The sequence below is a fragment of the uncultured Tateyamaria sp. genome (assembly GCF_947494755.1).
In the GTDB taxonomy this organism is placed as follows: Bacteria; Pseudomonadota; Alphaproteobacteria; order Rhodobacterales; family Rhodobacteraceae; genus Tateyamaria.
This window is the reverse complement of record NZ_CANLVZ010000016.1, coordinates 1-11,898: the sequence shown is the minus strand read 5'-3', so window position 1 is coordinate 11,898 and position 11,898 is coordinate 1. Positions and strand designations below refer to the sequence as shown.

Below are 11,898 nucleotides of genomic sequence, written 5' to 3'. Positions count from 1 at the left end.
CTTCGTTCTGCGCTAAATCGACCAGCTGTCGAATGGCATATCTGTCATGTCTCTGAATGCGTTGGTGTCGGCCTCGAGGTCGCGGCGCACACGGGCCAGATGGCTGTCTTCGAAAATGTGTTCGCGGCTTGGAAAGGGCATTGCAATCAGCTTTTTCATCCGATCCCTTGTGCGCAGGGTCATGCGATCACGCATCCATTTTCCCATCCGTGTGTCGCGCGCAGATCGCAAAACGGGCAGGGGCACGCGCCCCAATTCCGCGCTGCGATTGAGGCTGGGAAGGCCTGCGGGGCCAAGCCGTTTGAGGCCCAGAAAATCCTGAATTCTGTCCAACTCGCTGGCGGGCTTTGAATATAGCGCCTCGAACTCGACGACGAGGATTTGACCCATGTCGAAATGTTCGAGATAGGCGCGCAGCTGGCGGGCATAGCTGCTGACGCTCAGAATATGGTGATAGGGCCGATCAAGGCCGAGGCGCACACCGACCGGTGGCAGATCACCCGGCGTGGCGCACATCTCGGCAGGGTCGGGCAAGTCGAAACCGCGGGCAAGCATGTGATTGTATTGTGACACGAACCGCTCGACCGGGTCGCGTACCACATAGATGATTTTGACGTCCGGCAGCAGGTCGTGAATCCGTTGGGGAACACCGGGGAACACATCGACTTTGCTGTAGTTGGGGCTGGCCTCACCCAGAAATTCAGCCTCACCCTGAAACTGGGATTTGTACCAATCAAGGCCGTTTCCGTATTTGGACTCGATAAAGAAATCGGGCTCTTTCTCGGCTGTCACAGCGACCTGAGGATGAAGCTCGAAGTAGTTGTGCAATGACGTCGTGCCTGCACGCATGGCCCCGATGATGATGAAATCGGGCAAGCGTTCGGTGGTCATTTGCAGGTTCTGGTTGTTCATCGCGGGATGTCTCGTTCTGACAGGGCGTGTTGGGTCCGCTCAACAGCCGAGATTTTCTCGGGCATCCGGCGGTAGACGCGGCGCGGCTGATTGGTGGGATAGAGGTTGTAAGAGGGGGAGGACGCGTGCAGCATCCACGACCCGCTTCCCAACAAGAACATCAGAAACACGTAGGCCTCGCGCCAGACATGTACGCCCCAGAGCGCCACGAAGATACCGCAGATGCTGATCAGCCAGCCTGTCTTGTAAGTTCGAATTCGCGCAGTGGGCATAGGCTGCGGCACCAGTGTCAGCGGCAACCAGATAAAGGCCACGAACACGAGAATGCCGGCTGGAATTCCATGCGTCATTGTCATCAACAGCCAGAACATATCGACGCTGTCGGACATGCCCGGCAGGTTGACCCATTCATTCTGGCCGATCCCGTATAACGGACTGCTTTGAATGTTCTGGATGCCGTAGCCCAGAATACGCGTTCGGTTGAATGCGGTTTGAGGGTTGTAGGCGAAGTCCTGAATGACGAATTGCAGGATTGTCCCGGTCAGGTATTCGAACAGGGCGATGGCGATGACGAACCACAAAAACACCTGCCATCGTTCGGCTAACCGCTTGAACAGGCCGTCATAAGCCAGCAGCATGATCTGAACGAACATCATGGCCAGCGCGCCAGACGACAGCGAAAAGAACCCTGTCAGAAAGACCATGGCGGTCACGCTGACGCGGAACAGGAGGGATCGGCCATACCCGATTACCGCATAGGTCAGACTGACCATCGCGCCGATGATGATGCCAAAGTGGATGGGATGATCCAAGGTGGCCTGCACCCGTTCAAGTCCCATGCGACGCAGCGGTGGGACCTCGGGTTGGGAGGGGATGATCGCGTTCGAAATCTGAAGCAGCAGGTTGTAGCCGGTGATCGTCTCGAACAGGGCGAACGGGACCAGCACCAATATGATCCCGAACATGAAGCGAACCATGCGTTCGAATGTATCTGCGTCCCGGATCAGGCAACGGCCCAACAGATAGGCACCCATGGTTTCGATGGTTGCGATCCCGACATATTCAATCGACGGGATGAGCCCGTGATTTTCGGTCATGCTGATCACAATCCACAGGCAATAGAGCCCGAAAAGGATGTCCGACAGGATGATTTTGCCCGCATTGCCGACCAGCAAAAGCCGCACCAGAAATGGCAGGAGGAACAAAAGGATGGCCCGGCTTGCGGACAACACGATTGGTCCGATGCTGAGCTGGAACGGCACGAAGATGGCGATCAGGTAGATCGCCAGAAACACCGGCAGGGCTTGTTTTGTCAGCCTGGTCGGTGTCCTGCGGTGCGGGGTTGTGCCGAACCGTCTTGCCTTCAGCGTTTCAACTGACACCCGGCCGTCCCTTGGCTTGGGCATGGCGTTCGATTGACGTCACATTGCCCGTTTGCGCCAGTTGGGTGGACACGGCGTCATGTATGCCGCGCGCGCGTGTTCTGGGCTTGCGACGCAGCCAGCCTGCTCCGCTTTCTGCCTTGCCGTAAAGGTCGCTGAAGAATTGCGGTGGTGCATTGTTCACGAACGCGCCCAACAAATTGTCGCAATCCCTGTCCAAAAGCTCGATGGCCGACTCCAGCCGCTTTTGCCGGGTGCCAAAGCCTGCAACCAACACCACCCCGTCCGTGAGGGTCGCCAACACCTCGGCATCTGCGCTGTGCAGAACGGGGGCCGAGTCGATGATGATCACGTCGAAAACCGTTGGCAATTCGCGCATGAGGTTCTCCATGGATTGCGAGGCCAACAGCTCGGCCGAATAGTCGACCGTCTCGCTGGCTGGCAAAATCCACAGGGACACACCTGCATCTTCCTGGCTTTCGACCAGAACATCGTCGATTTCGCAATGCCCCCGCAATAACGACACCAGACCGCGCGGCCCGCCCTCGTGTTCCACGCCGGGACGCATGTCGGCTTCGATCAGAACGGTTTTAAGGCCACTGCGGCTGGCAGAAAGCGCAAGGGCATAGGCAATCGTGGATGTGCCTTCGCCATCAGACGCGGAGGTCAGCAAAAGAGAGACGGATTGATCCCGCCGTTTGGGGCGGGTCACGGTCATCAGCCGCCGGATTGCCTGATTGAACAGGGCCATATCGGGGGCAGGTGGTTCGGCGATCTTGCCCAGCCTTTTGCTCAGCCACTCCGGCATCCACCCTGTTGTATCAAGGCTGGGCGCGGCGGCGAGGATCTGGAGATTCATGTTTTCGATCTGCTTGGGAAAGCGGATGCGGTTGCTGGCAAGTTCAATGCCAGCGATCACGGCCATGCCAGACAACATCAGGCCGATGAACGTAAGCACGGCATAGTCAAAGGCACTCGCGCCTGCGGGCTCGGTGGGGACCACCGCCGGGGTGAGCACCTGAACGGGCGAGGACTGAATGTCCTGAAGCTGCTGCACTTCATTCAGCCGATTGAGCAGGGATCGAAACAGCTCCACTTCGGCTTCGCGGGTAAGCTGGTGTAAGGCAAGGCTGCCCGATATCTGCTCGGCGGTCTCGGCCTCCAGCCGTTCGCGGATTTGCGCGACCCGTTGAGACAGGAGTTTCACCACCGAGCGGCTGGCAAATGTGATGCGCTCATTGTGTTCGTCGACGTAAGCCTGCGGCACGGCGTTGGCGATGGCGGCGGCAAACACAGGGCTGGGCGAGGACACTTCGACCGAAATCACCGAGGTCAACTCGTTGGTCTGCACCGTGATGATCGCGCCCAGCATCTTGGCCAGCTCAAGCAGATAACCGGTATTGTCCGTTGCTTCTGTGGTGTCCGTTGGCGTCGCCACCTCCGCCGGATCGTCCGAGGACATAAATGGAAGGATCGACACCAGCCGGTCTTTGACCGTACTGCGCAACAGGCGTTTGCCGGAATTGAGCACGGCGGGTTGTTGCTCCAATTCAAGCTCGTCGATCACCCGCTGGTAGATCGGCAAAGAGCCCATGATTTCAGCCTCTTTCACAATCGGCGCGACTTCGTTGACGTAAGATACCGTGTTGGGATCCGACAGCGACGCCCAGGCTGAATCTGACGCGAGCAGGCTGCTTTCCCGCTCATCAAACCACAGCACGGTCGTTGCGGTGAACAGCGGGGGCAGGGGGGCAAGCATCTGATACACGATAGCGGCCATGACGGCGGCCGCACCAAACAGGGGCAGGAACCAGCGCCGGATCGTGCGCAGCACTTGAAAGAAGCTGATGGTGAGCCCCGTATCGATGATGCCTACATCTTTCACTTGCGTTCTCCTTTGAGACCCGGACCCCTCGTCCATAGGGCTCTGCCGCGCCTGAGATATCTACCGTCTTGTGAGTTCGCGAAAGCTCATCCCTGCAAACTGGCGGAGATTCGCTTTCCATCCGGCCCGCTTTGCATTTGCGGCAAGGTGAAAGCCCCAAAAATAAGGCGTTTTGCGAAAAAGCACACGCATGGCCAAAAGCCGCGACAACAGGAATTGGCGTTTGCGCACCTGACCCGGCTGCATCGGGGCGATCTGTTCTGCGTCGAAATCAGCAACTTTGATGGCTTGCGCCTGGACCGCTCGCTGGATCAGTGCCTCACCGAGCGGGGTGCGCGACAGGATCAGGCTGATGCCTTCGCGTTCTTCAAACAGCGGATACCCGTCCGGGTCGGTTTCCCAGGCATCCGCGCAGACTAGATCGGCAAAGCCGCCCGTGCCGTCCGGGCAGAGTTTGCAGCGTTTCTGGATGTGGCGTGACAATACGCTGCCCCAGCTTTCGGCATAGCTTTTGGATCGTTTCGTGCCGTCCTTGAGCTGGGCAGTGGCATAGCCGGGCCAGCCATCGCCGCGATAGCGAAAGGTTTCGATTTCATCTTGTGATGTGCCCATGGTGTCCAGCAATTCCATGGCCCCCGCATGACTGGGCACTCCGGCGCAAAAGAACGAGATCGCGATTACGACATATTTGTCGATGCGCGGGTCACTCCTGGCCATGCCGCGCAGCGCGGCGACGTCGCAGGGTTTGCCGATGAATGCGATTTTCTTTCGGCTATTCAGTGCGTCATTGAGGTCCGCCAGCGGTGCCGACGGGTAATACCGTGAGCCTGCCGCGGCGAAAACGTCCGCCGCTGAGCGGCTTTGCACCGGCTCATTTCCGACCGGATTGTCTGCTGATGCGTGGTTCTGAAGGACGATCTCGGCCTCTCCGGAGGCCAGGAGATAGGTGGCAATTGCCGAGATCACGCCACCGGAGGATCCTTGATGGCGCAGATCGGTGTCCGATGCGTGGCCGGTCCGTGCCTTAATGATGGGCCCCCAAAGCCGGTGGTCTGGTCGCGCTTGTGCATCAAGCGTCATTCGGTGGCCGGGGCAGAATTCGGCAATGCGCGCCTCCGCCTCTGGTGAAATCGGGGCATGTTGCACCGGGCGCAGCCACCCGTTGCCCGACATCGCCATATCAATTTGTGCCGGTGCCACCGATGCACAACCACCACATCCCGCGCACATGTCAGCCGATGCGACCCGCCGCAAAACATCCGAATCATATTGTTTGTGTGACATCGCCAGAATGGAACCGCCCTTGCCCAACCGCCCTTATCGGCGAGATGTAACACAACCCTTTCGGGGTGCTGCACAAAGCTGGGAGAGGGGCTCAGACGAACGAAAATCCGCTCATTGACGCTGCGACATCGGCTGGAATTGCACAAAGAACGGGCAATTTTTGGTAAGGCGCGCGTGCTGGAGCGTGTTGTTTTCCCAGAGGCTTTCCCGCTGAAGGCAGTGAACGGCCTAGGGGAGATCGCTTTCGATCAGACGCGCAAGTCGTATCACGCGATGCCGTGTCTTAAATCGCCACCCTAGATGGGTTCCAGGTCGACGGCCCAGGGTACGTATTCCTCAAGCGCATCGTCGTTATACAATACGACAGATGGGGTGTCAGACGGGCCATTGAACAGGTGCTGTTTCAACGATCCTCCATCATCCAGCGTGGTTTCAAAGACCGTCTTGCCACTCGGATCGTAGCCTAGCCCACGGGCCGTCCAGTCAAATTCATCATTGTGATCGATCAGCACTTTGGATCGGTTCGCCCCATCGGCATCGTAGGTGCGGATCGTCTCAAGACCGCTGTCCAGCAGTTTGGTGACGGTGAACGCGCCGTCGCTTTCATAGATGGTGGTTTTGGTGGTGTAGCGTTCGGAGTCGTGTTCATCGACCCATTTGGTGGCGTAGAGTTCACCGGCCTCGGTGTAGCTGTTTGTCCGCCGCTCACCGTCCGCCATGATGACTTCGGATTGGCGCATGGTGCCGTCGGGATCGTAAAGGCGGGCGTGGGATGTCCACGCCGCCCCGTCGTTGTCATCGGTGATGAGACGGGATGCCATTGCGCCCTCGTCATCGAAGATCCGGTCGTCACGCTGGCCGTTGTCCCAGATCGTTTGGGAGGCTGTCGTCTTGCCGGTTGTGGGATCGATATTTTCGACTTTGCTGTCCCAGAGTTTCGCATCGTCAACGTCACGCCATTCCCGACCGATCAGCGCGCCTTTGGTGTCTCGGATATCTATGACGACGATCCCGTTGCCGACCGGAGCGTCGTCATACCCTTCATCATCCGAGGGCGGCGTGTCTCGCGCCAACGTCTCGGCCTTGAGCGTTTCAAGTTGACCATCCAGCGCGGCGTAGTCGATCCGCGTTCCGCCTTCGGCTACTGCGGACAGGTCGGTCCCGCCCCCTTCCAATGAGGTGAACGCATTTGCCGTCACGGTCCAGCCGCTGTCGCGCCCTTCGGCAAGTGTCGCCATATTGGAGATGGTGGAGTAGTTCAGCGCGAGACCGGGCACGACATTTCCTGTGACGCTCACATCCTCCGAGCGTTCGGCAATCGCAATGATCGGTGTCGTGACATAGCGGATCTCGTCATCCACATTCTGGATCAAGATGTTATTGGCCACGGTCAACCCAACAGTCTCGCCCACAACGAGGCTGTTGATGTGCGAATTGTAGATGACATTCCCCTCGATCGTGACGTCGCTGTAGAAAAAGCTGGTGCTGTCGGGGTCCTGCTCTGCCTTGGGGTTTCGCATGAAAATGCCTTGCGCAAACGTATCGCCCGCCGCATCGCTTTGGATCAGGACGTTGTCGCGGATCACAATACCCGTGCTGGCCGCATCGGAGTTGGTGGTCCAAAACTGGATCAGGTCGGGGTGATCGCCGTGACCCGGCGCATCCTTGTGTCGCCAAGGATCAAGATCGCGGATCACGTTTTGCTCGATCACAAGGTCGCGCACTTCACCCACGACGATGCCGTCCGAGCGCAGATCGTGAATATGGTTTTTGGACAGGGTGACACCCGTGACATCCTCAAGGCTGATACCACGGTAAAAGCCGGTGATGTCATTGCCATGAAGGAGAATGTCGGAGGCTTCGCCAACCGCCACCGCGATACCGCCAAAATTGCCCTGAATGAGCCCTCCACGCCCGGCGACCTCCGTGACGCTGGCCGGATCACCGCCAATGTCCGATGCGGCAGGCTGCCCTTCAAAGACGGAACCCGAGATGGAAATATCGCTGGATTCCAGGCCCTGAAAGGCGCGCACCTGCACAATCGCATCGTTTTTGTCATCGCCGGTTTCGGGGATATGCGCAAAGGACAGACTGTTGAAATGGATGTTCGAAAGCCCCCGGATATCCAGCCCTTCGATGACGGCCATGTTGCCTGGATCAACTGAGGTGATGTGCACTGCCGCGTCAAACCGGCCGCCAGATGTCGGAAGGGTGGCCCGGTTCAACTCGATCTCGCCATACTGTCCCGGGGCCAGCAAAATCTGTTCGCCGCCTGTGGCCGCATCCAGCGCCTCAATCAAGTCCTGCGCCGTTGAAACGACGATCTTCTTCTGTGTGGCGGAGCCTGCCATCTGTACCTTCCCCATCTTGTTGTCGCGACCCATGATCTGGCCGTCGAGAGATCCCCGAATCGGGACCAGAGGGGAATTTTGTAGGGCGGAAGGCGCAAAATTTTGGTTAATCGAGTTCGCTTCTTCACCAAGGTCAATACTCTGAGGGGACCTATCCGCATGCGCACTGCCACACAGCAAGACCAAAGCCATTGCCAGTGGGTATCGCGTTACAGAGGGTCGCATGTCGGTGCCATCTCCGTATGGTCGAGTTTCTACCCCCGGGTCAGCGGGATGCCGATGCAGGGGCGTCCGATGCTGTCTTGGACAGTGCACGTTTGTGACCTGACTTTTCGAAAGCCCGATCAACTGCATTTAACAGATGTGGCACTGAATGTTCCCAGGACAATGTATCCAGTACGCGGGCCCGACCGATATCACCAAGTTTTTTGACAAGGGCAGGATCGTCCATCAGCTTGGCGATACACTCCGCAAATTCGGCGGGGTCATTGTGCTTGGCATAAAGGGATGCATCACCCGCACTTGCGCGCCCTTCAGTCAGGTCAAATTGGACGACAGGTTTTGCAAGGCACATGTATTCCATAACCTTGTTCATGGTCGAGATGTCGTTCATTTCGTTCTTTGGATCAGGCGCCACGCCGATGTCGATGACGTTCAGAGCGGCCAATAATTCCTCGTCATACAGCGCGCCGGTGAAGGTCACGAAAGAGGACAGGTTGCGATCATCCACATCCTTTTTGACCACGTCCACGTGCGGACCAAAGCCGACGATGACCAGATGAATGCTGTCGCGCTTGAGCGTATTGACGAGATGGTCCAAGGCGGCGACAAGCAAATCCATGCCTTCCTGTTGCCCGATGACGCCGACATAGCCCAATACGGTCTGTGCGCCCTTGCGGTAATCCGCATTGCCTTCGCCGGGCAGGAATTTTTCGATCCGGGGGGCCGAGCGGACAATGAACACGTCCTCAGGCTTCATCCGACCGCGATTGATGGCGATTTTGCGAAAGCTTTCGTTTGTCGCCATGGACACAGCCGCAGTGGCAAAGGTCAGCCGCTCGCAAAGCAGCAGCGCGCGATGAAACAGCCCCTTGCGGCCGAACTTGGCTTCGAACAGCTCGGGGCAGACATCGTGGTGGTCAAACAGGAATCGCACACCGGCCAGACGATAGCGCCACGCCAGCAGAAAGATCAGATCAGGCGGATTGCATCCGTGGATAATGTCGAACCCTTGTTCGGCGCGCACCTTCTTGGCGAGCCGGAACCACGCCTTGATCGCAGTCCAGTATTCCAGAGCATAGGCGCGGGCACCGGAATGGGCCTCGGGCAGTTCGGGATGACGATAGATGTGAACGCCATCAATCACCTCATAGTCCTTGTCCCAGCCCCGCCCCATCGGGCAGATCACCGAAACATGATATCCGGCGGTCGTCATGCTTGTCGCTTCCAGCCACACCCTGCGATCCAGAGGGACAGGCAGGTTTTCCACGACGATCAGCACGCGACGATCAGTAACTTGCATCCTTAATTCCCACGGCCATTATGCAGGTGCAGCATGCAGACCTGCCAAAGCACGGTCAACGAGATCGTGGCGCTCTGCGGTCCTCCGCTCAGAGGGGTCGGGCGTGTCGCTTAGCAATTCAGCGGATACGCGCAAAAGTAGTATTCGCTGGAGGGGCTACGTTTTTCGCACTGATCACGCGAAAAAGGGTGGAAATCAGCGTCAGGATAGCCTTCAGTTGTTCTCAATAACTTAAATTAAACAGATTTGTGGCTCTGATAGAGCGCGACAGCAACATTCTTTGGTGGTGGTTCGGCGGCAATGGTTTTTATCGGCATAATTGGCGGCCTAATTGGTTTGGTGGTTGCCATCATCAATGGATGGTCCGTTTTGGCCGTTTTCATAAGCTACATCGTCTGCGGTATATTGGCTGTGGTCTGGCTGATCGCCTTTCGCGCGATTTTTCGGAATTTTGCTTCTTCATCTGAAAAAAGAGGCGCAAAATTGGATACCGGAAAGAAAAAAGGAAGCCGGATCAGGGATTTATAGAGGTGCATTTTCTATCATCGCAAGACGGGTCCGAACTGTGGTCGCCTAGATGAGCGCCACTCTTGAGGAAATATCCTTGTCGGGCGCTCCGCCAACATTCCCATCTGTATCACGACTAATTTAATAGACCCGAACCCAACCTTGGATTGCGCCATCGTATTTAGGCGCGCAGGGAAGAGGCCCAAATCACGTGATTGCGTTTGCGGTCGGTACTGGTTTCCGATCACTCAAGTGAGTCGTGCAGCTGTGATCCTTTGCACTCTGTTCCGTCACCCAAACTGATGAATAAAACGCCGATACCCGCATTGGTTTAAAAATGTGATGTGAGGGCTAAAAACCACACTCGGATCGAACCGTGGTTTGCCCCGCGATACCGTATGGAAAAGAGTGGCAAGACATCGCCGATGCGTGCGGGCCCCCCCGCGCATCACCCGATTATTCTGCGTGTGCACAACTTGTGTTTCGGGCCTATCTGCTCCACTCTTTCACGTATGCAGCGTATTCTCTCTCTCTGGTCGTTCCTGGTATTATTGCTCTCTGGATTGGGTCCATCCGTGGCTTTGGCGGCGGACGAGTATCTGCTGCAACCCGGTGATGTGCTTGATGTGCGGGTCGCGGGATTGCCCAACCTTGACCGCCTTGTGCGGATCGAAGGCAGCGGTGAGGTGTCGTTGCCTTTGGCAGGCCGCATCGTGGTTGCGGGCATGACCCTCGCAAACGGAGAAGACCTGATCGCGGCAGAGATGAGCCGCAAGATTTTCACACAACGCGGGATCAACGGTGCCGAGGCGCTGTTTGCCATTAACGCCGATGACATATCGGTCGAGGTGGACAGCTATGTCCCGATCTATGTGATTGGCGACGTGCGCGCGCCCGGCGCTTTCGATTTTCTGCCCGGTTTAACAGTGTTGCGGGCCATCGGTCTGTCTGGGGGTGTGGGTACGCCACTGTCGCTGGATCAGGACATGACCCCACGGATCATGCAATTGCGCACCCGCGCGCGGGCGTTGCAAGCTGAAATCGACACGCTTGAGACCAAGATTGCGCGGCTGAGTGCGCCGGTGACCGCGGAGGGCGACGCGGTTGCTGACGCCGATACCTCCGATACCTCCGATGCAACCGTGTCGGATGTGGAGACGTCGATCCTGTCCGCTCAACAAAGCTCTGCTCTCATCGAAAGAGCATTCCTGCGCAATTCAAAAGTCGCAGTCGAACGGGAGATCGAAATCCTTCAGGACCAGCTGTCTCGCGAGATGGAAGGTGAAGAGGTCGACAAAGGTGAATATGATCGCCTGACCCAACTGCGCGAGAATGGGTTGGTGCCCGTGGACCGCCTTGCGTCTGCGCGCCGTGCGTGGCTGGCCGCCTCGACCCGCCGCTTGGAAACCGCTGGTGAACTTGCAAGCCTTGAGCGGGAGGTTGGTCAAATCGAGTTCCGGCTTGAGGAGATGTTCACCAAGGTGGACCTCGAACGGCTTGACGATCTGAGCGACGTACTGGCCCGGCACACGCAGATCAGCGCCGAAATGGTGGGCGTGCTGGAAGAACTGCAATCGTTGAATGCGGGATTTGTGGTGGATGACGCAGGCCCCGCTTTGGCCGTCACGATCACCCGGTCTGACGGGCAAGTCATTGAAAACGCCGCTGAGGATGATATCGCAATTCAACCGGGTGATTTGATCACGGTGACACTGACGTTTGAGCAGTAACCGCGTTCATCCACTAAATTATTTTACATAACTATGGTTACAGGGCTAAAGTGTATGTAGCCGCAAAGCTAAAATGTCACCCATGAGCAATTCAAGAATGTCACTCTGCCCTCAAAAATCGATGAGGGTGAGCAGACATGGGATGCGTGGTTGTGAGCGAGCGCACGCTGCAACGCCGTTCCACGCAACGCAAACTGACCCGGCACCCCGATCTGTGCAGGCGTGTCATTGAGCGGATCAAACAAGGTTGGACGCCTGAGCAGATCGGCAACCGAATGATCCATGAAGGTGCTGCGCTGCGCGTCTGCCAGGAGACGATCTACCG

Annotated in this window: 8 protein-coding genes; 2 read left to right on the top strand and 6 right to left on the bottom strand. The window is 57.4% G+C overall.

Going from position 1 to position 11,898, the window contains the following annotated elements; translation table 11 throughout:
- Positions 1–12 precede the first annotated feature (12 nt).
- From Q0908_RS17075 to Q0908_RS17050, 6 genes are all read right to left on the bottom strand, one after another.
- On the bottom strand, positions 13–912 hold the full coding sequence (locus Q0908_RS17075) for a sulfotransferase (RefSeq protein WP_299287353.1): 900 nt from the start codon (positions 910–912) through the stop codon (positions 13–15).
- Positions 909–2,294: a hypothetical protein gene (locus Q0908_RS17070; protein WP_299287350.1), complete on the bottom strand. Its 1,386-nt coding sequence runs from the start codon at positions 2,292–2,294 to the stop codon at positions 909–911. Before Q0908_RS17070 ends, Q0908_RS17075 begins: the two co-directional genes overlap by 4 nt.
- On the bottom strand, positions 2,284–4,179 hold the full coding sequence (locus Q0908_RS17065; protein ID WP_299287347.1) for a hypothetical protein: 1,896 nt from the start codon (positions 4,177–4,179) through the stop codon (positions 2,284–2,286). The genes Q0908_RS17070 and Q0908_RS17065 overlap by 11 nt, the downstream gene beginning before the upstream one ends.
- A gap of 60 nt (positions 4,180–4,239) precedes the next feature.
- Positions 4,240–5,379, bottom strand: a complete 1,140-nt coding sequence (locus tag Q0908_RS17060; protein WP_299287344.1) for a Coenzyme F420 hydrogenase/dehydrogenase, beta subunit C-terminal domain — start codon at positions 5,377–5,379, stop codon at positions 4,240–4,242.
- Between the two features lie 380 nt (positions 5,380–5,759).
- The gene (locus tag Q0908_RS17055; RefSeq protein WP_299287341.1) at positions 5,760–7,814 is read right to left on the bottom strand and encodes a right-handed parallel beta-helix repeat-containing protein; all 2,055 of its coding nucleotides are present in this window, start codon (positions 7,812–7,814) and stop codon (positions 5,760–5,762) included.
- 265 nt (positions 7,815–8,079) lie between these two features.
- Entirely contained in the window at positions 8,080–9,336 is a 1,257-nt protein-coding gene (locus Q0908_RS17050; protein ID WP_299287338.1) for a glycosyltransferase family 4 protein, read from the bottom strand.
- A 300-nt stretch (positions 9,337–9,636) separates the two neighbouring features.
- Between Q0908_RS17050 and Q0908_RS17045 the strand changes: the two genes are divergently transcribed.
- Both Q0908_RS17045 and Q0908_RS17040 read left to right on the top strand, forming a co-directional pair.
- A complete protein-coding gene (locus Q0908_RS17045) occupies positions 9,637–9,864 on the top strand; it encodes a hypothetical protein (RefSeq protein ID WP_299287335.1) in 228 nt (75 codons plus the stop codon).
- A gap of 554 nt (positions 9,865–10,418) precedes the next feature.
- On the top strand, positions 10,419–11,573 hold the full coding sequence (locus Q0908_RS17040; RefSeq protein ID WP_299287332.1) for a polysaccharide biosynthesis/export family protein: 1,155 nt from the start codon (positions 10,419–10,421) through the stop codon (positions 11,571–11,573).
- Positions 11,574–11,898: the final 325 nt, after the last annotated feature.